This window comes from Streptomyces sp. NPDC101393 (assembly GCF_044767385.1).
Taxonomy (GTDB): domain Bacteria; phylum Actinomycetota; class Actinomycetes; order Streptomycetales; family Streptomycetaceae; genus Streptomyces.
This window is the reverse complement of record NZ_JBIWNU010000003.1, coordinates 262,513-285,525: the sequence shown is the minus strand read 5'-3', so window position 1 is coordinate 285,525 and position 23,013 is coordinate 262,513. Positions and strand designations below refer to the sequence as shown.

General features: G+C 72.0%; 20 protein-coding genes. 6 read left to right on the top strand and 14 right to left on the bottom strand.

Features of this window, described 5'->3' with window-relative positions; genetic code table 11:
* Nucleotides 1-119: 119 nt before the first annotated feature.
* The 6 genes from ACIRQ7_RS11130 to ACIRQ7_RS11105 form a co-directional block, all read right to left on the bottom strand.
* Nucleotides 120-1,280, bottom strand: coding sequence for an LLM class flavin-dependent oxidoreductase (locus tag ACIRQ7_RS11130; RefSeq protein ID WP_403669880.1), 1,161 nt, complete (start codon nt 1,278-1,280; stop codon nt 120-122).
* Between the two features lie 91 nt (nt 1,281-1,371).
* Entirely contained in the window at nt 1,372-2,577 is a 1,206-nt protein-coding gene (locus ACIRQ7_RS11125; RefSeq protein ID WP_404261698.1) for an SfnB family sulfur acquisition oxidoreductase, read from the bottom strand.
* Nucleotides 2,578-2,646: 69 nt separating this feature from the next.
* Nucleotides 2,647-3,201 (bottom strand): NADPH-dependent FMN reductase, encoded by a 555-nt coding sequence (ssuE, locus tag ACIRQ7_RS11120; protein ID WP_404261697.1) that lies wholly within the window; start codon nt 3,199-3,201, stop codon nt 2,647-2,649.
* An 89-nt stretch (nt 3,202-3,290) separates the two neighbouring features.
* Nucleotides 3,291-4,508 (bottom strand): acyl-CoA dehydrogenase family protein, encoded by a 1,218-nt coding sequence (locus ACIRQ7_RS11115; protein ID WP_401466347.1) that lies wholly within the window; start codon nt 4,506-4,508, stop codon nt 3,291-3,293.
* Between the two features lie 107 nt (nt 4,509-4,615).
* Nucleotides 4,616-5,776, bottom strand: coding sequence for a dimethylsulfone monooxygenase SfnG (sfnG, locus tag ACIRQ7_RS11110; RefSeq protein ID WP_404261695.1), 1,161 nt, complete (start codon nt 5,774-5,776; stop codon nt 4,616-4,618).
* A gap of 275 nt (nt 5,777-6,051) precedes the next feature.
* On the bottom strand, nt 6,052-6,135 hold the full coding sequence (locus ACIRQ7_RS11105; RefSeq protein ID WP_401467607.1) for a putative leader peptide: 84 nt from the start codon (nt 6,133-6,135) through the stop codon (nt 6,052-6,054).
* Between the two features lie 250 nt (nt 6,136-6,385).
* Between ACIRQ7_RS11105 and ACIRQ7_RS11100 the strand changes: the two genes are divergently transcribed.
* Nucleotides 6,386-7,306: a LysR family transcriptional regulator gene (locus ACIRQ7_RS11100; RefSeq protein WP_404261694.1), complete on the top strand. Its 921-nt coding sequence runs from the start codon at nt 6,386-6,388 to the stop codon at nt 7,304-7,306.
* 14 nt (nt 7,307-7,320) lie between these two features.
* Here ACIRQ7_RS11100 and ACIRQ7_RS11095 read toward each other — a convergent pair whose 3' ends face one another.
* Nucleotides 7,321-8,658: an SWF or SNF family helicase gene (locus ACIRQ7_RS11095; RefSeq protein ID WP_404261692.1), complete on the bottom strand. Its 1,338-nt coding sequence runs from the start codon at nt 8,656-8,658 to the stop codon at nt 7,321-7,323.
* Entirely contained in the window at nt 8,655-11,621 is a 2,967-nt protein-coding gene (locus tag ACIRQ7_RS11090; protein WP_404261691.1) for a DEAD/DEAH box helicase, read from the bottom strand. The genes ACIRQ7_RS11095 and ACIRQ7_RS11090 overlap by 4 nt, the downstream gene beginning before the upstream one ends.
* A gap of 166 nt (nt 11,622-11,787) precedes the next feature.
* On the opposite strand from ACIRQ7_RS11090, the gene ACIRQ7_RS11085 reads away from it, so the two are divergent.
* Entirely contained in the window at nt 11,788-11,970 is a 183-nt protein-coding gene (locus tag ACIRQ7_RS11085) for a hypothetical protein (protein ID WP_404261689.1), read from the top strand.
* A 238-nt stretch (nt 11,971-12,208) separates the two neighbouring features.
* On the opposite strand, the gene ACIRQ7_RS11080 is transcribed toward ACIRQ7_RS11085, so the two are convergent.
* The gene (locus ACIRQ7_RS11080) at nt 12,209-12,997 is read right to left on the bottom strand and encodes a hypothetical protein (protein ID WP_404261687.1); all 789 of its coding nucleotides are present in this window, start codon (nt 12,995-12,997) and stop codon (nt 12,209-12,211) included.
* Nucleotides 12,998-13,539: 542 nt separating this feature from the next.
* Between ACIRQ7_RS11080 and ACIRQ7_RS11075 the strand changes: the two genes are divergently transcribed.
* Nucleotides 13,540-14,439, top strand: a complete 900-nt coding sequence (locus ACIRQ7_RS11075) for an oxygenase MpaB family protein (RefSeq protein ID WP_404261686.1) — start codon at nt 13,540-13,542, stop codon at nt 14,437-14,439.
* Nucleotides 14,440-14,469: 30 nt separating this feature from the next.
* Here the strand turns inward: ACIRQ7_RS11075 and ACIRQ7_RS11070 are convergent, their stop codons facing one another.
* Nucleotides 14,470-15,081, bottom strand: coding sequence for a class I SAM-dependent methyltransferase (locus ACIRQ7_RS11070; protein WP_404261684.1), 612 nt, complete (start codon nt 15,079-15,081; stop codon nt 14,470-14,472).
* Nucleotides 15,078-16,598, bottom strand: coding sequence for a purine-cytosine permease family protein (locus ACIRQ7_RS11065; protein WP_404261682.1), 1,521 nt, complete (start codon nt 16,596-16,598; stop codon nt 15,078-15,080). Before ACIRQ7_RS11065 ends, ACIRQ7_RS11070 begins: the two co-directional genes overlap by 4 nt.
* 248 nt (nt 16,599-16,846) lie before the next feature.
* Here ACIRQ7_RS11065 and ACIRQ7_RS11060 point away from each other — a divergent pair, with 248 nt between their 5' ends.
* Nucleotides 16,847-17,461 carry a GTP-binding protein gene (locus ACIRQ7_RS11060; RefSeq protein ID WP_401466321.1) on the top strand — a complete coding sequence of 205 codons (615 nt, stop codon included), beginning with the start codon at nt 16,847-16,849 and terminating at the stop codon, nt 17,459-17,461.
* An 80-nt stretch (nt 17,462-17,541) separates the two neighbouring features.
* Here ACIRQ7_RS11060 and ACIRQ7_RS11055 read toward each other — a convergent pair whose 3' ends face one another.
* A complete protein-coding gene (locus ACIRQ7_RS11055) occupies nt 17,542-17,970 on the bottom strand; it encodes a PPOX class F420-dependent oxidoreductase (RefSeq protein ID WP_401466319.1) in 429 nt (142 codons plus the stop codon).
* Nucleotides 17,971-18,136: 166 nt separating this feature from the next.
* Here ACIRQ7_RS11055 and ACIRQ7_RS11050 point away from each other — a divergent pair, with 166 nt between their 5' ends.
* Both ACIRQ7_RS11050 and ACIRQ7_RS11045 read left to right on the top strand, forming a co-directional pair.
* Entirely contained in the window at nt 18,137-18,544 is a 408-nt protein-coding gene (locus tag ACIRQ7_RS11050; protein WP_401466316.1) for a roadblock/LC7 domain-containing protein, read from the top strand.
* 126 nt (nt 18,545-18,670) lie between these two features.
* Nucleotides 18,671-19,594: a DUF6397 family protein gene (locus tag ACIRQ7_RS11045; protein WP_404261680.1), complete on the top strand. Its 924-nt coding sequence runs from the start codon at nt 18,671-18,673 to the stop codon at nt 19,592-19,594.
* Here the strand turns inward: ACIRQ7_RS11045 and ACIRQ7_RS11040 are convergent.
* Both ACIRQ7_RS11040 and ACIRQ7_RS11035 read right to left on the bottom strand, forming a co-directional pair.
* Nucleotides 19,525-20,394, bottom strand: coding sequence for an acyl-CoA thioesterase (locus ACIRQ7_RS11040; RefSeq protein WP_404261678.1), 870 nt, complete (start codon nt 20,392-20,394; stop codon nt 19,525-19,527). The two genes, ACIRQ7_RS11045 and ACIRQ7_RS11040, sit on opposite strands and share 70 nt — an antisense overlap.
* A gap of 52 nt (nt 20,395-20,446) precedes the next feature.
* Complete coding sequence (locus ACIRQ7_RS11035; RefSeq protein ID WP_404261676.1) at nt 20,447-22,960, bottom strand: DEAD/DEAH box helicase; 2,514 nt, start codon at nt 22,958-22,960, stop codon at nt 20,447-20,449.
* Between the last annotated feature and the right edge of the window lie 53 nt (nt 22,961-23,013).

Here is a 23,013-nt window from a genome sequence, read left to right as displayed (position 1 = left end):
AGCGAATCATGACCGGGCGCGCACCGCAGCCGGATGCGGAGGATGGACGGAAGGCGGGTCGCGCCCCGGACGGGCGCGGGGAGGCGAGCCGGCAGCGGGAGGCCCGCCCGGCCGTACCGTCAGCGGGCCACCCCGGCCGCGAACGGGATCTGCGCGGCCGGACCGAAATCGCCGGCCGGTGCCCACGGGTGGCGCCACAGACCGGCGTCCCGCAGCAACGGCAGCACGCCTTCCCCGAACCAGTACGCCTCCTCGACATGCGGATGCCCGGAAAGAATGAACTCGTCGATGCCCAGCCGGTGATACTCGGCGATCCGCTCCGCCACCTCCGCATGGCTGCCGACCAGCGCGGTGCCCGCCCCGCCCCGGACCAGCCCGATCCCGGCCCACAGATTGGGCGCGATCTCCAGCCCGTCGGTGCTGCCGCCGTGCAGCGCCAGCATCCGCCGCTGCCCCTCCGACTCGCTGCGGGCCAGCCCGGCCTGGACGGCGCGGACCGCCTCCGGCGTGAAACCGTCGAGCAGCTGCTGCGCCTGCGCCCAGGCTGCCTCGGCGGTGTCGCGGGTGATGACATGCAGCCGGATGCCGAACCGCACCCGCCGCCCCGCGCGAGCCGCCAGCTCCCGGATCCACGCGATCTTCCGCTCCACCTGGGCGGGCGGCTCGCCCCACGTCAGATAGACATCGGCGCTCTGCGCCGCGACCTCGCCCGCGGCGGGGGAGGAGCCGCCGAAGTACACCTCGGGGACCGGATCCGGCACCCGCGCCAGCCGGGCACCCTCCACCCGCAGCTGCTCACCGTCGTGATCCACCGTGCCGCCCTGCCACAACTCCCGGACGATGCGCAGGAATTCACCGGTCCTGGCGTAGCGCTCCTCCTTGTTGAGGAAGTCCCCGTAGGCGCGCTGCTCATGGCTCTCCCCACCGGTGACGACATTCAGCAGCAGCCGGCCGCCCGAGTGGCGCTGGAAGGTGGCCGCCATCTGGGCGGCCAGGGTCGGGGCGATGATGCCGGGCCGGAACGCCACCAGGAACTTCAGCCGCTCGGTCTCGCGGGCGAGCATCGCGGTGGTGAGCCAGGCGTCCTCACACCAGGCACCGGTAGGGGTGAGCGCCCCCTCGAAGCCCAGGTCCTCGGCGGCGCGGGCGATCTGCGTGAGATAGCCGAGGGTGGCGGGACGCTCCCCGCCGGCCGCCCCTGCGGGCAGGCCGTGGCCGCCGCCGACGACATGACGGCTGTCGCCGTAGGTGGGCAGGAACCAGTGGAAGGTGAGAGACACGGGAACTCCGTTGCGGATGCGAGGTGTTGGGGAGGGGGATGAGGGTGCGGGCGTGAGTGGGGAGAGCCGGGAGCGCGGGGCGGCGGATCCGTCAGAGCAGGCCGTGGCGGGGCGGCCGGGTGCCGTTGAGGACGTACCGGCCGATGTGCTGCACCTTCCAGCGGACCGGATCGTGCAAGGTGTGGGTGCGCGCGTCCCGCCAGTGCCGGTGCAGATTCAGGCCGTCGCGCGCCGCCCGGGTCCCGGCGACCTCGAACAGCGCGCTGCCGGTCTCCACCGCCGCCTGCGCGGCCACCACCTTCGCCGCGGCCACCGCGACCGACGCCTCGGCGGCCGAGTCGTCGCTCAGCCCGTCCGCCGCCTCGTCGACCGTCCGGGCCGCCGACGCCAGCAGCGCCTGTGCGGCCCGCACCCGCACCGACAGTTCGCCGAACCGCTGAATCAGCAAGGGATCGTCGGCGGCGCTCTCCACGCCGCTCTCGAACCACGGCCGGCTCTTGGTGCGGACGAAGGAAACGGCCTCCGCGAGCGCCCCGGACGCCATCCCGGTGTCGATCGCCGCATGCAGCAACTGCGCGATGGCTCCGTGGAGTTGGGGACCCTCGAAGGTGAGGTGATGCGGTACGACGCGGTCGGCGGGCACCACCACATCCGTCAGCTGGACCGTTCCGCTGGCCGTGGTCCGCTGCCCCATCCCGTCCCAGTCGTCCACGATCCGCACCCCGGCCGCATCGCCCGGCACATACGCCACCTCCAACGCATCGCCCCGGCCGCGCGCCAGCACCGGAATCCAGTCCGCGAACAGCGCCCCCGTCGAGTAGTGCTTGAGCCCGTTCAGCAGATACGAACCGTCGGCGGCGGGGGTGAGCCGGGTGCGGATGTCCTGGACATGCTTGGTGCCCGCCTCCGACTGGGCATTGCCGAACCGCCGCCCGGCCAGCACCTCACGGAAGAAGAACTCCCGCTGGACCGCACTGCCCTGACGGGTCAGCACACCGACGTACACCACATGACTCTGCGGGATCTGGGACAGGCTGCCGTCCGCCGCCGCCAGCAGCCGGAAGACCTCGGCGAGCGTCGCGATCCGCACCTGCGCACCGCCGTACGCACGCGGCACGGTGATGCCCAGCAGCCCGCTCGCCGAGAGCCGGTCCAGTTCGGCGTGCGGCAGCCGGCGCCCGGCGTCCCGCTCCGCCGCGCCGGCCCGGAAATCCTCGGCGAGTCCGGCGGCGACCGCCAGGGCCTCGGCGTCGTCGGTGATCACATGGGCGGTGACGGGCCGCGCGGGAGCGGTCACGGTGCTGCCTCCAAGGGGGAGTCGGTACGGCGGGTGCGGGTTCCGGGGGCGGTGCGGGTGGCGGGCCGGTCAGCTCGCGACGGACAGCACGGGGCTGCGTCCGAGCGCACCGGAGAACTGGTCGAGGACCAGGTCAAGCCCCTCCTGGGCGCTCGGATCGACGGTCAGCGCCCCGTCCTCGCGGACGGCCAGATGCCGGTCGAGGACGAACCAGCCCTGAACGATGTGCCCGGCGCCCATGGACGAGAGCACCGGCCGCAACGCGTAGTCGATGGCGAGGACATGGGCCGTGCTGCCGCCGGTCGCCAGGGGCAGCACGGTCTTGCCGGCCAGGGCGTACTGCGGCAGCAGATCCAGCAGCGATTTGAGAAGACCTGAATAGGCAGCCTTGTAGACGGGCGTGCCGATCACGATGCCGTCGGCCTGTGCGAAGAGTGCGGTGGCCTCGACGATCGCGGGGTGACCGAAATCGGCCCCCAGCAGGGCTTGGGCGGGCAGGTTACGGACATCGAGCGGGACGACGTGATGTCCCTCGTCGGTGAGCTGCGCGTCCAGGTGACGCAGCAGCCGGGCGGTCCGCGAGGTCGCGGAGGGACTGCCGGAGACGGACAGGACGGTGGCCATGATCGGGATTCACCTCGAAGTGTCGGCAGGGGTGGGTGAGTTGCGTGTGCCGCGTGCGTGGGGGGAGGGGGAGCGCGCGGGGCGGCCGGTCACGAGTACCAGGTCGGCTCGGGCAGCTCGTCGCTCAGCACGAACCGGCCGATCTCCCGGCGCTTGTACGCCACCGGGTCGTGCAGCGTGTGGGTGCGCACATTGCGCCAGAAGCGGTCCAGCCCCTCGGCCGACGCCGTGGACCGGGCGCCGGTCACCTCGAAGATCCGCTGGGTGACCTCCAGGGCCACCTCCGTGGCGCGGGCCTTCACCGCGGCCACCCGCACCTCGAACTCCCCGCGGTCCCGCTCGGTCACCGCGTCCGGCGCCTCGTGCAGCCGCTGACCCTCCTCCGCGACACGATCGGCCAGCGCCTCGGCGGCCCAGAGCTTGCCCGTCAGATCGCCGTAGGTGTCGATGACGTACGGCTCGTCGACGGCGCGCTCGTAACCGCCGTGCAGCCACGACCGTGCCTTGGTGCGGGTGTACGCCGCGGCGGTCTCCAGGGCGCCCGCGGCGATCCCCAGGTAGAAGTGGGCGAAGACCAGCTGGATGGTCGGGACATTGAGAGTGTTGTAGACACGTGGCTGAAACGACTTGTCCACATATCCGGCGGCCGCCGCCCACGGCACCCGCACCTCGTCGAGGGTGACGCTGCCGCTCTCGGTCAGCCGCTGGCCGATGTTGTCCCAGTCGCCGTGGAACTCCAGCCCCGCGCTGTCGGACGGCACGATGGCGAACACATGGTTCTCGGTCCCCTCCAGTACGCCTTCCAGCACGGTGACGTCCGAGACCCTGCTTCCGGTGGAGAACGACTTGTGGCCGCTGAAGGCCAGGGTGTCGCCCTCGTCGCGCACCACCACGTCCTTGTCCCGCGGATTGACCGCGCCACCGAAGAACCACTGGTTGCGGGCGGCCTCCGCCTCCACCTGCTCCCACTGCTCCCGGGTGCCGACGAGCCGGGCCGCCCAGTTCCACAGGTAGTGATAGCCGAGCAGCTGCCCGAGGGATCCGTCCGCCTTGGAGACCTCGCGGATCACCCTGTAGGCGGTCGGCCAGTCCTGGCCCCCGCCCCCGTGCCCGGCCGGGCCGAGCAGGGTGACCAGACCGGAGTCCTTGAGCAGCTGGACCTCGGCGTACGGGGTCGCGCCGGCGCGGTCACGGGCGGCGGCGTCGGTGGCGAGGACGGCGGCCACCTCGGCGGCACGCGCGATCCAGCCCTGCGGGCCCTCGGGCGCGGGCCGGGTCTTCCAGTCGGTCGGTACGACGGTGCTCATGGCAGGTCTCCCTGGGAGGTGAGGCGGTGAGGACGAGGTGAGGGGAAGTGAGGAGAAGCGAAGTGACGCAAGCGGGGTGAGGAGGGCGCGGTGGTGAGAGCGGAGAGTCAGAGGCGGGCGGCGCCGGAGGGCGCGCGATCGGCCGCCGGCCCCGCCGCCTCCTGCTGCTCCGCCTCCTGCGCCTCCAGTTCGCGCACCAGCGGCAGCACCCGCTTGCCGAAGTACTCGACCTCCTCCAGGTAGTGGAGGAACCCGAGCAGGAACAGATCCACGCCGCGCCGTTTGAAGGCGACGATCCGCTCGGCGATCTGCTCCGGAGTGCCGATCAGGCCCGTACGGAAACCGTCGTTGTACTGGACAAGGTCCTCGAAGGAGGAGTCCTGCCACATGCCGGTGCCGTCCGGGGTGGACTGCCCGGCCTGCTTGACCGCCGCGCCGAAGCCGTGCACCGCTTCGGTGTCCGCCTTGGCGACGATCTCCCGCAGCACCTCCTTGGCCTCGGCCTCGGTGTCGCGGGCGATCAGGAATCCGTTCAGCCCGAAGCGGGGTGCCGGGCGGCCGGCGGCCGCGGCGGACGCGCGGACGTCGGTGATCTGCTCGGTGACGCCGTCGAAGTCCTTGCCGTTGCTGAAGTACCAGTCGGAGACCCGGCCCGCCATGGCCCGCGCCGCGGTGGAGTTGCCGCCCTGGAAGATCTCCGGATGCGGGCGTTCGGGGGTGTTGAGCGGCTTCGGCTTCAGCGAGAAGTCGCGGATCCGGTAGAAGTCCCCGGCCAGTTCGGCGTGGTCCTCGGTCCAGACCGTACGCAGTGCCCGGATGAATTCCTCCGCCCGCCGGTACCGCTCGTCGTGCTCCAGCCACGGCTCCCCGAGCGCGGTGAACTCCCCCTTGAACCAGCCGCTGACGACGTTGACGGCGAACCGGCCGCCCGACAGCTGATCGGCGGTGGCGCCGAGCTTCGCCAGCACGCCGGGGTGCCACAGGCCCGGGTGGACGGCCGCGATCACCTTCAGCCGTTCGGTCGCGAGCAGCAGCGCGAGGCTGAAACTCGTGGACTCGTGCTGGAACTCCGCTCCGTAACTGGCCATATAGCGGACCTGGCTCAGCGCGTATTCGAAGCCGTTGTTCTCGGCGAGCACGGCCAGCTCGCGGTTGTACGCGTAGCCCCAGTCGGTGCGCTGCTCGATGGTGCTGGTCACCAGGCCGCCACTGACATTGGGCACCCAGTACGCGAAGCGTGCGGGTCCGGGGGCGGGCAGGTCGGACATCAGGAACTCCCGTGGTGTACGAAGAAGTGGGCAGGGGAAAGCCCGAGGGCGGCGCGCGCGGAATGGTGTGCGAGATCGCGCGAAGAAAACGGGGAGAGGCGCGCGTAATGACGGGGTGAGACGCGCGCAATAGGGCGCTAGGGGAGGGCGCGAAAGGCGGGGCGCAAGGGGGGAATTGCGGGGAAGGAATGCGGGGAAGGAATGCGGGGAAGGTATTCCTCGGGGCCGCTGCCCTGCCGCAGCCCGCTGTGCCGCGGTCTGCTACCGCTCGCTCCTCAGCGCGCGCCGCGACAGAGGGAGCTGGAGACCCTGACGAGGTCGACGTGACGCCGCTGGGTGAGCTGCTGTTGCTCGTTCATGAACGCGTCACCTCCTCGAAACAATTCGTCGCGCCCGGCAAGGGAAACGGCTCCTGCGGCCGCTATTCGATCAATGCGGCCGCGTCCCGGCTGAGTTTACCGGCCGAATCGCGAGGGGTCGATACGGCATACGTGAGGTGGTGATAGGGTTCCCCTTGAACCGATGCAAAGCGATGCCCAGTTGGGTATCGCTTTCGCGTTCTGTATCAGTTTCTTTCTTGCCGGGCGGCATATCCGGGGGTGCGTATCCGTGCGGATCGAGCAACTCGAATACATCGCGGCAGTGACGCGCCTGGGCTCATTGCGCCGGGCCGCCGAGGAACTGCACCTCTCCCAGCCCGCGTTGAGCGAAACCGTCCGCAATCTGGAACGCGAGCTGGGCGTCGACATCCTCGACCGCAAGCGTTCCGGCGCGAAGATCAGTGACGACGGACGCGAGCTGCTGCCGCACATCGTCGGCGTCCTGGACGCGGTCGACAAACTCCGCCGCGCGGCCGACGACCAGCTCCACATCAGCCGCATGGTCCGGCTCGGCACGGTCAACGCCGCCACCGTTCCGCTGCTGGTGCCGACCATCCGGGAGTTCCGGGCCGGCCACCCGGCGACCCAGGCCGAGGTGATCGGCGCCCAGCAGGCCGAGATCCACCGCTCGCTGCTGGAGGGCAGTCTCGACCTGGGCCTCGTCAACTACCTCCGCGGCGACGACCTCCCGCCGGACTTCCACACCACCGAACTCCTGCGCGGCCGCCCCGTGGTGTGCACCCGGCCGGACAGCCCGCTGGCCGCGCTCGGCGAGGTCACGGTGACCGACCTGCTGGCCGAGCCGCTGATCGTGATGCGGTCCGGCTATGTCATGCACCGCTTCGTCCACCGGCTCCTGAAGGGCCGCGCGCCCTCGTTCTCGTACTCCACCGACGGCGCCGAAATGGGCAAGCTGATGGTGGCCGAGGGACTCGGCGCCACGGTCCTGCCCGACTTCAGCATCATCGGCGACCCGCTGGAGCGCAGTGGCGCGATCACCTGCCGGCCCCTGGCGGGCGACCGCACCGACGTCCTGATGGTGATTCAGCGCCGTCGCTCGGGCTCCGTTCCCAAGGCCGCCCGCGATCTGCATGAGATCTTCGTACGGCGGGCCGCCGCACACCGCGCGGCGACGGCGCCGGCCGGCTGACGCCGCGCCCCGCCTCACTCCTGCGCCTGCGCCCCCGCGAGCGCCCCGGCCGGATCGTCCGTGGCGGGGCCGGCCGGTGCCCACTGGCCGCGTTCCTTGCGGTACGGCCACCAGCGCCCGTCCCGTCCGTAGCGCAGCTGGGCATCGCCGCCGACCACCGTCCAGCGATTGCGGGTGGCGCGCAGCCGCGGCCGGGCCTCGCCCTCCTCCCAGGCGGCAGCGAGGCGCGCGGTCGCGCGGGCCAGCGCCTCCGGCTCCGGCGTCCAGTCCTCCTCCAGCACCGCGAGCCCCGCCCTGCCGCCCAGCTCCCAGGCCCGCACGGCCAGCGCCAGCCCTCGTCCGTCCCGGCCCGAACCGGCGGCCAGCCGCGCCGATATGGCGGCCCCGGGCCCGGCGGCCGCCAGGCGCACCGCGTCCTGGGAGGGCGTCAGACCGGGCGGCGGCGGACTGTCCGGATGCCCGGTGGCGAGCGCGTCCGCCAGCAGCCGCTGGGCGCGTGCCGCCGCGTCGCCGATCAAGAACTCCAGCGCCGCCACCTCGACTCCGGGCGCGGGCGGGGTGCCGCCGCCGAGCACCGGAGCGCCGCCGGGGTCGGGCACGGGCGGCGGCGGTGCGGGCAGCGGCGGCAGGATGTCGCGCGCGGCGTACGCCTCGGCCGCCGGCACCCCCCGGGGCCGCCGCCCCGCCGCGTCGTCCTCCGGCTCCCCGGCCCGGGACGCACTGCGCGCCTGCAGCTCGTCCAGCAGCTCCTGCTCCCCGCGGCCGCGCAACAGCAGCAGCACGAACGGATCCTGGTCCAGCAGCCGCGCCAACTGGTAGCAGAGCGCCGCCGAATGCGCGCAGTGGTCCCAGGCCTCGCAGGTGCACTCCGACTCCAGGTCACCGATGCCCGGCAGGAGATCGATACCGGCGGCGGCCGCGTCCTCGACGAGGACCGGCGGCATATCGCGGTCCAGCAGCGCCGCGATGTGCCCGGCCCGGTCCGCGATCATGTCCAGGAACCGGTCCCAGTCCGCCTCGCCGAGCTGCTGCAACAGGACGTCGGAGCGCTGCCGGGTGTGATCGCGGTCCTGGACGACCGCGGTGATCCGCCCGGGGCGCACCGACACCGCGCCGACCGCCCCGGCCCGCGCATGCCGTCGGCCCTGCCTGAGCTGCTCACGGTCCAGGGCGGTGTCCTCCAGCGCCTTGAGCCACGCCTGTCCCCACCAACTACCGGCGAAGGCCTTGCCGTGCGCCGCCGGCAGCGCGGCGAACGTCCGCTCGGGGACCTGCGCCGCGGACCCGCCCCGGTCGGTGCGGTTCCCGTCCGCCCGGTCCTCGTCGGCGCCGAATGCGTCGGACGTGTTCATCGCTCACTCCCTCGCAGTGCGACCAGATCCGCCAGCTCGGCGTCGGTGAGTTCGGTCAGCGCGGCCTCGCCGGACCCCAGCACCGCGTCCGCCAACCGTTGCTTGCGGGAGAGCATGTCGGCGATCCGGTCCTCGATCGTGCCCTCGGTGATCATTCGGTGGACCTGCACCGGCTGGGTCTGGCCGATGCGGTACGCGCGGTCCGTGGCCTGCGCCTCGACGGCCGGGTTCCACCAGCGGTCGAAGTGCACGACATGCGCGGCGCGGGTCAGATTCAGTCCCGTACCGGCCGCCTTGAGTGACAGCAGGAACACCGGCGCCGCCCCCTCCTGGAACCGCCGCACCATCTCCTCGCGGCGGGCCACCGGCGTCCCGCCGTGCAGGAATTGGGTGGCCACCCCGCGGGCCGCCAGATGCTCCTCCAGCAGCCGCGCCATCTGCACGTACTGCGTGAACACCAGCACGCTCGCGTCCTCGGCGAGGATGGTGTCCAGCAGCTCGTCGAGCAGCTCGATCTTCCCCGAACGCCCGGCGATGCGCGGCGCGTCCGGCCCGTGCCCGGCCTCCTTCAGGAACTGCGCGGGATGGTTGCAGATCTGCTTGAGCGAGGTGAGCAGCTTGACGACCAGTCCACGGCGGGCGAACCCGCCCGTCCCGGCGATATCGCTGAGGCCCTCGCGCACCACGGCCTCGTACAGCCCGGCCTGCTCCTTGGTCAGCGCCACCGCACGGTCGGTCTCCGTCTTGGGCGGCAGCTCCGGCGCGATGCCCGGGTCGGACTTGCGCCGGCGGAGCAGGAAGGGGCGGACCAGCCTCGCCAGCCGTTCGGCCGCCTCGGGGGACGCGGCGGAGCCACCCTCGATCGTCTGCGCATAGCGGGTACGGAACCGGCCCAGCGGCCCCAGCAGTCCGGGCGTCGTCCAGTCGAGGATCGCCCACAGCTCCGAGAGGTTGTTCTCCACCGGAGTGCCGGTCAGCGCGACCCTGGCCTTGGCGGGGAGGGTGCGCAGCGCCTTGGCGGTCGCCGAGAAGGGGTTCTTGACGTGCTGCGCCTCGTCGGCGACCACCAGCCCCCAGCCGGCCTCGGCCAGCTTCGCCGCGTCCAGCCGCATCGTGCCGTAGGTGGTGAGCACGAACTCGCCGTCGGCCAGGTCGGCCAGGCTCCGCCGGCCGGCGTGGAAGCGGCGGACCGGGGTGCCCGGCGCGAACTTCTCGATCTCCCGCTGCCAGTTGCCCATGAGGGAGGTGGGGCAGACGACCAGGGTGGGACCGGCGGAGGCGGGGTCACTCTGCCGGTGCAGATGCAGGGCGATGAGCGTGATCGTCTTGCCCAGACCCATGTCGTCGGCGAGACAACCGCCCAGCCCCAGCGAGGTCATGCGGTGCAGCCAGCCGAGGCCGCGCACCTGGTAGTCGCGGAGCGTCGCCCGCAGCGCCGCGGGCTGCCCGACCGGCGCGGTATCCGCCCGCTCCGGGTCGGCCAGCCGGTCGCGCAGCAGGGCCATCCACCCCGTGGCCTGCACTTCCACCCGCCGCCCGGTGTCGTCCTCGGCGCTGCCGGTGAGGGCGGCGCCGAGCGCTTCGAGCGGTGTGACCTTGCGGTCCTGACGGTCCCGGGCCGCCCGCAGGGCCTCCGGGTCGATCAGCACCCACTGGTCGCGCAGCCGCACCAGCGGCCGGCCCGCCTCGGCCAGCCGGTCCAGCTCCGCCTTGCCGACCTCCTGGCCGCCCACCGCGAACCGCCAGCTGAACGACAGCAGGGCATCGGCGGACAGCAGCGACGGCAGTCCGGACTCCGCCCGGTCGGGCGCATCGGGCGGCCCCACCACGGCGCGGGTGGTCAGTTTGCGGGCCAGCTCCTTCGGCCAGTGGACCTGCACACCGGCGGCGGCCAGCGCGCGGGAGGCCGGGCCGAGGAGTTCGGCGATCTCCTCGTCGGCGAGCTCCAGCGCGTCCGGTACGGCGGCGGACAGCAGCGGGGCGAGGGGCGCCCACGCATCGGCGGCCCGGCGCAGGGTGAGCAGAGTGTCCATCCGGGCCCGGGGCCCGAAAGCGCGGCCCGCGGCGGAGGCCCCGGCCCACACCTCGGCGGCGTCGGCGACCAGCGTCGGATCGGTGAGGCTGTGCAACTGGAGGACGCCGGTGAAGCCGGCCGCTCCGGCGTCCGGGCCGTCTGCCTCCTCCGTGCCGGTCCAGTTGGCGCCGTGTACCTCCACCCGCAGCGAGATCCGTACGCCCGCGTCGTGCCCGGCGGCGACGTCCGCCGCCCATGCGCGCTGTTCGGGGATGTGCGCCGGGGCGGTCGCGGCGAAGGCGGGGCCGCCGGTGGCCAGCGCGGCGGCGGGGGAGCGGGGCAGCCCGTCGGCCACCGCGTCGAGGAAGGCCCGCAGCTGCCGCTCCGGCTCGGGGAGTTCGACCGGATCGGTGTCCGGGAGCGGAGCGGCATGGGCGTACGGCGGCATCGCGGCGGCGAGGTCGCGGAGCCGCTCGACATCGGCGGGGTCGAGCGGGCCCAGCCGCCAGGCGTCGTGGTCCTCCGGGCTCAGTCCGGGCAGCAGCCGGCCCCGGGCGGCGAGCTGCAGCGCCAGCACGGCCGCCGCGCCCCAGAAGGCCGCCGCCGGGTCGGCGGCGCGGGAGGCCCGTACCCGGGTGAGCACGGGCAGCGCGGCGGCGACGGGCAGAATCACGGCCGGTACGGCGCACACCGAGATCCCGCCGTCCTCGTCGGGCAGCGCGACCGGCAGCTCGTCGACGGCCGGCTCCGCGGCCCCGTGCCCCGGCTCGGCGGCGCTCCCGGCGGCCGCGCCCGTGACGGGCTCGCCGTCGGGGCGCCAGAAGGCGACGCGCCCGGCCCGCGGCGGGTCCGACGGCAGGAACACCGCGGCACAGCGGGAGAGAGCGGCGAGGAGAGCAGGGGTGACCGCGGGGAGGCGACCGGGCTCGCCCGGGGGAAGTGCTGTCACTGGGCCGCGTACTCCTCAAGTTTGACTACTGGCTTCTGGAGCGCCCGAGAGTACAGGACCTCCCGGGCTCGGGGGCCCGTACGGGAGTCCATGGAACCTGTGGAGCGAAAACGGCGTTCAATGGAGTACACAGAGCGCGGCATGCGCCGCGGAAGGGGCGTGAAGGATGTCCACACAGGCGAAGGTCGCGGTCGGCGGCATCGCAGTGGGAGTGATCCTGCTGTGGCTGCTGCCCCTCTGGGCGGCCCTCTTGGTCATCGTCGGGGTCCCGGCGGTGGCGTATCTGACGCTCGATCCCTCCCAGCGGCGCCGGCTGCGCCGGGCGAGCCGCAAGGAGATCGGCCGCTGAGCCATGGGCCCCCGCCGCAGGACGGGGGCCCTGGGGCGGCGGGCACCACCGGCAGCCGCATCGTGCGATGACCGGTCGACCGTCCGACCAACCGCCGGAAGGCCTTCCGGCGGGGATCGATGACGTCCCGGGCGGCGGCCTGCGGATCGTGGGCCGGCCAGGTGGGGATGCCATGCCCCGCGGGCTGCGGTCGTGAGCCCGTAGCCACTAGCCGCTGCCGGACCAGGCTCCGCGCCTTTCAGAGCGGGCGGACCGCCAACTGGTCGAGCGAGGTCAGGAGGGTGGGCAGTTCGGGCCCGCGGCCCACCGGGTGCACCTCGCCGGGCTCCTCGTCCAGCAGCACGAACGCGATGTCGTCGGTGCGCGCCACCAAGCTCCAGCCCGGCCCGTCGACCCGCAGCGTCCGCGCCTCGCCCGCGGCGAACGACGACCGCACCCGGCCGGGCGGCGGCGGGGTGGCCACGTAGCCGCGCGCCTCGTCGAGCACCCGGCGCACCCCCTTGTGCTGTGGTGTGCCGGGATCGGCGAAGGTGACCTCGTCGTCGCCGTCGACCTGCTCGCGCCACGCCTCCCACTGCATCGCGATCTCGTCCGCGCCGAGCCGCCGCTGGGCCGGCCCCCACTCCGCCGCGTCCGGCGGGGCGAGCGGAGCCGGGTCCCCGTCCTCCGGGTCCGGGTCGTGCGGCTTCGGTACGCCGGGCGCCGACACGGCCAGGGCCAGCGGCCAGCCGGGCAGGGCGCCGATGATGCTGTGCTCGCCCGGGGAGAGGTCGTACTCCATGCCGCAGTCCCAGGCGGCGATCGCACACGCCACCAGCGTCACGTCATCCGTCGCGACCGTCCACCGCGCGCCGCCGCCGTCCTGGCCGAGGACCAGTCCGTAGCCTTCCGCGTACGGTTCCAGGCCGAGGCCGGCGCAGACCTCCGGGTAGTCGTCGCCGAGCACGCTCGGGAACTGCGCGGGCGTCAGCAGCACCGCCGTCAGCACGAACAACTGGTCGTTGTCGGCGCTCTCGGTCGTGGGCACGCGGGGCCTCCCCATCCGATCCGTTCCGGAGTATGTCGGCGCACCTTAATTGGCTCGGTACGGCCTTGTCACCAGCCCTACCCTGCACACATGCGTTTCCAGGGCCGTCGGATGCCCCACGCGGCCCGGACCGCCGGGCCGCGTTCACGAGGACTCCGGGCCCCGGAGGGGCGGCGGTTTGCCCGTGGAGCAGCGGCACGCCGATCGACGCCGGAGCCGGTCCCGCGGTCCCCGAGACGCGGGCCGACGCGGGTCGGCGCGTACTCGCCGCAGTGCGCCACGGCCTGACTTTCCACGGCGGCCGGTGCGGTGCGGGACCGGCACCACTCGCCCCGGCGTCGCGCGGGATCGCGGGAGCGGCCCGCCCTGGCCGGCGCCCCTCATGGAGGCCCGACGCCTCCGGCTGCCGCGTCACTCCCCTCCCCGGCCATCGCACGCCGCAATCCAGCCACAAGGCTCCCCCCAGCCGCCTGTCAGGCTCCGCCAAGTGCCCTCCATGTGCCTAGAGTTGGAAGTGGGACGAACGAAGGGACAGGTGCCAGGTGCGGCGCTACGACTGGCTGAAGGAAATCCGGCGGCTCGATCCGGAACAGGACTTTCTGCGGATCTACCGCATCACCGCCACCCACGAATTCCCCTGGGACATGACCCGGGCCCTGGAGCTGGCGCTCTACCGTACGTATGCCGTGCCCAGCATCGGCAGGCTGCTCGCCGAGACCGCCGAGCTGACGGACCGTACGCAAAAGCGCTACGACGACACCGCGCTCCTCCTGGACGCCGTCGTCGAGCACGGCTTCGACGGGGAGGACGGCCGGACGGCGATCCGCCGCATCAACCAGATGCACCGCAGCTACCACATCAGCAACGACGACATGCGGTATGTCCTGTGCACCTTCGTGGTGGTGCCCAAACGCTGGATCGACCAATACGGCTGGCGGCGGCTGAGCACCCACGAGACGCGCGCCGTCGCCGCCTATTACCGCACCCTCGGCAGCCACATGGGGATCACCGGATTGCCCGAGACGTACGAGGACTTCGCACACTGCCTGGACGCATATGAAGCGGCACACTTCGGCTGGGACGAGGGCGCGCGCCGGGTCTCGGACGCCACCTTGGACCTGATGGCCGGCTGGTACGGCCCGCTCGCCCCCGTGGTGCGCGGCGCGAGCATGGCCCTCCTGGACGACTCCCTGATCGCCGCCTTCGGCTACGACCCGCCCCGGCCTGCGGTCCGCAGCGCGGTGCGCGGCGCCCTGAAGATGCGCGCCAGGGCCGTACGGCTGCTGCCCCCGCGCCGCACCCCGCATTACGCCCGCCAGAACCCGGAGATCAAGGGCTATCCGAACGGGTTCCGCGTCGCCGACCTCGGCACCTTCCCCGCGACCCGCCGCGCCGGCGGCTGCCCCGTACCGCACGGGGGCGGCGGTCCGGCGGCGACCTGAACCACCCGCCACCGGCCCGTTGGTGAGGCCTCAGCCCCGCCGGACCGCCAGCGCCAGATAGCGGGCGTCCTCGTCCACATAGCGCACCAGATCCCAGCCGCTGCCGGCGAGCAGCGGCCGGAGGTTCGGTTCCGCCCGGAGGTCGCCAGGGGTGAGCGGACGGCCCTTACGGGCGGCGAGGGCCGCCCGGCCGATGGGGTGGAAGAGCGCCAGCCGGCCACCGGGGCGGACGACCCTGGCCAGTTCGGCCAGGCCGGCCGCCGAGTCCGGCAGATGGGAGACGAGGCCGGCGGCGAAGACGGCGTCCAGCGCCGCGTCGGGCAGCGGCAGCCGGGTCACATCGGCGAGCAGCAGCGCGGCCTGCCGCGCCCGCCCGGCACCTACGGCAGCCGCCAGCATCTCGGGGGTGAGATCCGCCCCCAGCACCGTGCCGCCCGGCCCGACGGCCGCTCGTAGGGCGGGCAGCGCCCGGCCCGTTCCGCAGCCGGCGTCCAGCACCTTCTCCCCTTCACGAAGGCCCAGTTCGGCGACGCCCGCGGCGTACGCGGGACCGTCGTCGGGGAACTTGGCGTCCCAGTCGGCGGCGCGCGGCGCGAAGAACGCGCGCACCTCGTGCGGCCGGTCGCCGTGGTGGTCGGTCATCGGGCTCCTTCGGGGGTGGCGGGGCGGTCGGTGGCGGGGTGGCCGGAGGGGGCGGAGCGCCCGGCCGACCGGGCGGTGAGGGCGTACAGAAGGCCGGCGACGGGCAGTGCCACCACGACTCCCAGGTTCATGGCGCCGGGCGTGCCCCGCGCCGCGCCGTCGGTGAGCAGGAATCCCACCGCGTGGGCGAGGTACGGGTCGGCAGAGGTGATCAGGCCGAGTCCCACCACGGTGCCGACGGCGAGCGCGAGCACCGCGGGCCATCCCCAGGTCCGCACGGCCGCCGGATCGAGGCCGCTGTGGCGCCGGCGCCACTGCTCCACGAGGAAGACCGCGGTCCAGGCGGCCATCGCCACCCCGATGACGGACAGGAAGGCCTGGAAGGTCGCGAAGAAATCGGGGGAGACGAAGAGGAGGTACCAGCCCCCGACGGCCATCAGCACGCCGTCCACCAGGACCGCGAAATGCCGGCGGACCGGCACCCCCAGGGCCAGCATGGACATCCCCGAACTGTAGATGTCCATGATCGCGCCGGAGGCGAAGCCCCCGATGGCGGTCAGCAGATACGGCACCAGGAACCACGTCGGCAGCTCGGCCGCGAGCGCGCCCACCGGGTCGGCGGCCGCGGCCGCGGCGAGGTCCGGGTCACCGGCGGTCAGCAGTACCCCGAAAATCAGCAGCACCACCGGGGCCGCCACCCCGCCCAGTGTCGTCCAGCCGGTGATCGCCCGTCCGCTGCTCGTACGCGGCAGATAACGGCTGTAATCGGCACCGCAGTTGACCCACCCCAGCCCCAGAAGGGTCATGGCGAACACGACGCCGCCGACGAAGGTGCCAAGGCCCGCCGGCGCGCCGTGGCCGAGGTCCGACAGATCGACGCGAGGAGCCATCAGCACCATGTACACCACGGTCATCAGCGCGATCGCCGAGGTCAGATACTTCTGCACCCGCATGATCAGCGCATGGCCGAACACGCCGACCACGACGACCGAGACGGCGGTCACGGCGAAGCACAGCGCCTGCGCGGCCGTGGTCGGACTTCCCCCGTCGGACCCGGCGAACGCGCCGGGCGCGACCCGCGCCAGGATCGCGGCTCCACCGAGTGAGGACAGCGCGACCAGCACCGTCTCCCAGCCCACATTGGAGACGTAACCGAACAGCGCGGGCAGCCTGTTGCCCTGCCGCCCGAACGCCACCCGGCCGATGGCCATGGTGGGCGCGCCCGTACGCGCCCCGGCGACCGAGACCAGGCCGACCAGGAGGAACGACAGCACATAGCCGACGGCCCCGCCGGCGACCGCCTGCCAGGGACTGAGTCCCAGCCCCATCAGATAGCTGCCGTACGCGAGGCACAACAGGGAGAGCCCCGAGGCGGCCCAGGGCCAGAACAACGACCGGGGTGTGCCGTGCCGTTCGGACTCCGGCACCGGGTTGATGCCGTTGCGTTCGACGGCGCCGGCCAAGGTGTTCGCGCCGGAGCCGAGGCCGTGCTGCTCCGGCGACTGCTGCTGCGTCATCCGCTCATGATCCCCCATCGACGGCCGGCGCAGGGATCACCGGTGCGGCCGCACTCCTGCGGCACAGGGTGGCTACCGGGGCACAGCACTTTTGCGGCTTTGCTCAATTCGCGGTAATCCCGATCGGTCGGAGGTACGGTCCTCGCCATGGATTCCGGACGGCGCTCTGCCGCCGCGGCTTCTCTCGCCGAGCCATGAATCCGCACACCCCGTGTCACACGGGACACGCACCCTGGAGGAGACGGCCGATGAACGCCGCACAAGGGGTCACGCAGGGCACAGCCCCGGACCCTGACCCCGAGTTGGCCCTGAAGATCTTAGTGGCGGGCGGCTTCGGGGTGGGAAAGACCACCCTGGTGGGGTCGGTCAGCGAGATCCGCCCCCTGCGCACGGAGGAACGCCTCAGCGAAGCAGGCGAGGGCACGGACGACACCGACGGCGTGGACCACAAGACCACCACCACGGTGGCGATGGATTTCGGCCGCATCACCATCAGGCAGGGCCTGTCCCTCTACCTGTTCGGGACCCCGGGGCAGGACCGCTTCTGGTTTCTGTGGGACGACCTGTCGGAGGGCGCGCTGGGCGCCGTCGTACTGGCCGACACCCGGCGCCTGCAGGATTCGTTCCCGGCGGTGGACTACTTCGAGCGCCGCGCCATCCCGTTCCTGGTCGCCGTCAACTGCTTCACGGAGTCCCGGTCCTACGGCGCGGACGAGGTGCTGCGCGCACTGGACCTGGACCGTGGCACCCCCGTCGTGCTCTGCGACGCCCGGGACCGCGACTCCGGCAAGGAGGTGCTGATCCGGCTGGTCGAGCACGCCGGGCGGATGCACTCCGCCCGGCAGCTGGATTCGGTGCGGTAGGTCGCCGGGGTGAGGTCGGGGGTGAGACCGGGATGACGGGCGGCGGGGCCCGCGGAGGCCGGGCCGCCCGGCGTCCGTCGTCAGCCCGCGAGCTCCGCGATGGCGACCGCCTTGGTGATACGCACCCGCACCACCAGTTCTCCCGGCACGCCGTTGCGTTCCCCGTATTCCTCCGCGCGGTCCTCGCCCATGTAACGGGCCGCGATCCTGGCCGCCCAGTGCCGCACATCGGCGAGATCCTCACTGATCTCCGCCGACCCCTCCACGACCACGAAGGCGAACGGTGGCCGCTCGTCGTCGACGCAGAGGGCGATCTTGCCGTCCCGGGCAAGATTGCGGCCCTTCACCGTGTCCTTCCCGGTGTTGAACACCAACTCGTCGCCGTCCATGAGGAACCACACGGGGGCGATGTGCGGGCTGCCGTCGGCCCGTACCGTCGACAGCTTTCCGGTGCGGGTCCCCTCGGAGAGGAACTTCCGCCACTCGTCCTTGGTCATCTTTCGTGCCATGGCGCCATCCTCCCCGCCCGGCGCGATCGGGCGGTGCGTGGCACGCCGGGCCGCAGGGCCGCTTGCCGTGACGGCGGAGGTGGGACAGGCTGGCACGGCAGTCGCGGACGGACTGCGTACTGCCGCCCGGCCGAAAGTGCGGACGGGGACACGGGGAGGAAGCGGCATGGCATTGAGCAGCGGACTCGACTGGCTGCTGGACGACCTGACCAAGCGGGTGGAGAAGGTTCGGCACGCGTTGGTGCTGTCGAACGACGGGCTGGTGACCGGCACCAGCCACGACCTTGAGCGTGAGGACGCCGAGCACCTCGCCGCGGTCGCTTCGGGGCTGCACAGCCTCGCGAAGGGCTCGGGGCTGCACTTCAGGGCCGGGCGGGTGCGCCAGACCATGGTCGAGTTCGACGACGGGGTGTTGTTCGTGACGGCGGCGGGCGACGGCAGCTGCCTGTGCGTGCTGGCGGGGGCCGACGCCGACATGGGGCAGATCGCCTACGAAATGACGCTGCTGGTCAATCGTGTCGGGGAACATCTGGGCGTCGCCGCACGGCAGCCGGAGAGTTATCCACAGGCCTGAGGCGAGGGTTGACGCGCTGTCACACCCCGCCGCTAAAGTCGTCACTGTCAGTGATCGACCAAGCGGCGGGGGAACAGAATGTCAGTCAGCACAGTCAGCACAGATACCGCAGACACCGCGGACACCGTGAGTACGGCAGGCGTGGCCGAGGCGATGCCGCTGTGTGACGACGGGCAGCGGACACTCATGATGGGCCGGGCGGCGCGTGAACTGGAGCTGCGGACCGGTGAGTTCGAGCTCGCCGCCCAGCTCGGAGAAGTGCGAACGGTCCCGGCCCGCCGGGACGACCGGCCGGGGCGGGCCGGGCAGCTCGGGGCGCGCCGGGTCCCGGCCGGAGAAATCCTCCGGCTCCAGGCCGAGGCCGGATTCCCGGACACCCTGCGCGAACGCATCCGCACCGTCGGCACGACGGAGGCCGCCGAAGTGATGGGCATCGGGCCCGGCAGGTTCCTCCGCCTGACCCGGGCCGGCTGCTTCGGCCCCGCCAGGTTCTACGTGAACCGCTACGGCGCGGTGGTGTGGCTCTACCTCGCGGCCGAGGTCGCCGACTTCGCCGACCGCGAGCCCGACCTGATGCGGGGCAGCATCCCCGCCGCGATGCGGGTGATGCTCGACGGCGGACAGGACTGGCGGGGGCGCCAGTGGCGTGCCCGCAGGGTCGCCCAGCTCATGGGGCAGACTCCGGACCGCTGGGAGAAGGCGGCGGTGATCGCCGCCGTGCTGCCTCCGGAGGAGGTGGCCTCGGTCGCCGAGGACCCGCTCGAACGCTCCCTGCTGCGCGGGCTCCGCCCCACCTTCGCTTCGGTGATCACGGCGACCCCCGCAGCCCGGGAATCCTTCGAACGGGTCCTGACGGCCGAGGAGTTCGACGAGGTGTTGTGGTACCGCGTCAATCTCTCCCGCAACCTCGAAGCGGCCCGCCGCGACGAACCGGCCCGGCTGCGTACTCCCTCGGCCCGGCCGCCGGTGAGCGGGCGCCGTCAGCCGCCGAGCTTCCTGAACAGCCCCTCCTGGACGACGGAGACCAGCAGCCTGCCCTCCCGGTCGTAGATCCGCCCGCGGGCCAGGCCCCGGCCGCCGGTGGCGATCGGGGACTCCTGGTCGTAGAGGAACCACTCGTCCGCGCGGAAGGGGCGGTGGAACCACATCGCATGATCGAGCGAAGCCATGTCGAATCCACGCGGACCCCACAGGGGCTCGATCGGGATGCGCACGGCGTCCAGCAGTGTCATATCGCTGGCGTAGGTCAGCGCGCAGGTGTGCACCAGCGGGTCGTCACCCAGGGGCCCGACCGCACGCATCCATACGGCGCTGCGCGGCTCCGCGTCCTCGATCTCGTCCGGCGTCCAGCGCAGCCGGTCGACATACCTGATGTCGAACGGCTGCCGGCGCGCCATCCTCTCCAGCGCCTCGGGCAGTCCTCCCAGATGCTCGCGGACCTCGTCCACGACCTTCGGCAGATCCTCCGGGTCGGGCACCACCCGGCGCATCGGCAACTGGTGATCGAAGCCGGGCTCCGGCTTGTGAAAGGAAGCGGTCAGATTGAAAATCGTGCGTCCCTGCTGGACGGCGACGACCCGGCGGGTGGTGAAGGACCGCCCGTCGCGCACCCGCTCGACCTGGTACACGATCGGCACGCCGGGCCGGCCCGGCCGCAGAAAGTACGCGTGCAGCGAGTGGACCGGGCGGTCACCTTCCGTGGTCCGCCCGGCGGCCACCAGTGCCTGCCCGGCGACCTGTCCTCCGAACACCCGCTGCAGGGACTCCTGCGGACTGCGGCCCCGGAAGATGTTCACCTCGATCTGTTCGAGGTCCAGCAGATCGACCAGCTTCTCGGCGGGATTGGTCATGACCGGTGGCCCTCCGTCACATCCGTCGGCGGCCTCGGTCGAAGCCGTCTCCTCACAGCTGACCCACATCGGTGACGCGCACCACCGCGCGCCCCTCCTCGTCGGAGGCGGCCAGGTCCACCTCCGCGGAGATGCCCCAGTCGTGATCACCGTTCGGGTCGGCGAAAGTCTGCCGCACCTTCCACAGTCCGTGCTCGGCATCCTCCTGAATCTGCAGCAGCTTCGGGCCGCGCGCATCCGGACCGGTGCCCAGCTCGTCGTATTCCTCCCAGTAGGCGTCCATCGCGTCGCCCCAGCCATCCACGTCCCAGCCGGACTCGGCATCCATCTCGCCGAGCTCCTCGACCTTGTCCAGCGCCGCCAGCTCCACCCGCCGGAACATCGCGTTGCGCACCAGCACCCGGAACGCCCGCGCGTTGGCGGTGACCGGCCGGACCTGATCCGCCCGCTCGGCGGCCTCCTCGGCCGTCTCCACCTCGGGGTTGGCCAGCTGCTCCCACTCGTCCAGCAGGCTGGAGTCGACCTGCCGCACCATCTCGCCCAGCCAGGCGATGATGTCCTGGAAGTCCTCGGACTTCAGATCGTCGGGCACGGTGTGATCCAGCGCCTTGAACGCACTCGCCAGGTAGCGCAGCACGATGCCCTCGGTGCGCGCCAGCTCGTAGAAGGACGTGAACTCCGTGAAGGTCATGGCGCGTTCGTACATATCGCGGATGACCGACTTGGGCGACAGCGGGTGGTCGCCGACCCACGGGTGGCTCTTGCGGTAGAGGTTGTAGGCGTGGAAGAGCAGCTCCTCCAGCGGCTTGGGGTACTCGACGTCCATGAGCCGCTCCATGCGGTCCTCGTACTCGACGCCGTCGGCCTTCATCTGGGCGACCGCCTCGCCCCGCGCTTTGTTCTGCTGCGCGGCCAGGATCTGCCGCGGATCGTCCAGCGTGGACTCCACGACCGAGACCATGTCCAGCGCGTACGACGGAGACTCGGGATCGAGGAGGTCGAAAGCGGCCAGCGCGAAGGTGGACAGCGGCTGGTTGAGCGCGAAGTCCTGCTGGAGGTCAACGGTGAGCCGCACGATCCGGCCCTCCGCGTCGGGCTCGTCCAGCCGCTCCACGATCCCGCCGTCGAGCAGCGACCGGTAGATGGCGATGGCCCGCCGGATGTGCTTGAGCTGGTTCCGGCGCGGCTCGTGGTTGTCCTCCAGCAGGTGGCGCATCGCCTCGAAGGCGTTGCCCGGCCGGGCGATCACGGACAGCAGCATGGCGTGCGTGATCCTGAAGCGGGAGGTCAGCGCCTCGGGGTCGGAAGCGATCAGCTTCTCGAAGGTGTTCTCGCCCCAATTGACGAAGCCCTCCGGTGCCTTCTTCCGCACGACCTTCCGGCGCTTCTTGGGATCGTCGCCCGCCTTCGCCAGCGCCTTCTCGTTCTCCACGACATGTTCGGGAGCCTGCGCGACGACGAACCCCGCGGTGTCGAAGCCCGCCCGGCCGGCGCGGCCCGCGATCTGGTGGAACTCCCGCGCCCGCAGCGTCCGCACCCGCGTCCCGTCGTACTTCGTCAGCGCGGTGAACAGCACCGTACGGATGGGGACGTTGACCCCCACGCCGAGCGTGTCCGTACCGCAGATGACCTTCAGCAGGCCCGCCTGCGCCAGCTTCTCGACGAGCCGACGGTACTTCGGCAGCATGCCGGCATGGTGCACGCCGATGCCGTGGCGGACATAGCGCGAGAGGTTGCGGCCGAACTTCGTGGTGAAGCGGAAGTTCCCGATGAGGTCCGCGATCTGGTCCTTCTCGGCGCGCGTACACATATTGATGCTCATCAGCGCCTGCGCCCGCTCCACGGCGGCGGCCTGCGTGAAATGCACGATATAGACGGGCGACTGGTGGGTCTCCAGCAGCTCGGTGAGGGTCTCCGTCATCGGCGTCGTGCGGTATTCGTACGACAGCGGAACGGGCCGTGTCGCGGAGCGCACGAGGGACGTCGGCTTGCCGGTGCGACGGGTCAGGTCCTCCTCGAACCGCGACATGTCGCCGAGCGTCGCCGACATCAGGATGAACTGCGCCTGCGGCAGCTCCAGCAGTGGAATCTGCCAGGCCCAGCCGCGGTCCGGCTCGGCATAGAAGTGGAACTCGTCCATGACGACCTGGCCGATGTCGGCGTGCTTGCCGTCGCGCAGCGCGATCGAGGCGAGCACCTCGGCGGTGCAGCAGATGACCGGGGCGTCGGAGTTGACCGAGGCGTCACCGGTGAGCATGCCGACGTTCTCGGTGCCGAAGAGCTTGCACAGATCGAAGAACTTCTCCGACACCAGCGCCTTGATGGGGGCGGTGTAGAAGGTGACCTGGTCATTGGCGAGGGCGGTGAAATGCGCCCCGGCCGCCACCAGGCTCTTACCCGAGCCGGTGGGGGTCGACAGGATGACATTCGCCCCCGAGACCACTTCGATCAGCGCCTCCTCCTGGGCAGGGTAGAGCGCAATGCCCTGCTGCTCGGCCCAGCTCGAAAAGGCTTCGAAGAGGGCATCGGGGTCGGCGTCTTTCGGCAAATGATCGATGAGGGTCACGCCCCCCATACTGCCTGCCTTCGGCCCGTATCAGGGAACCGGCGGTTCGGGGG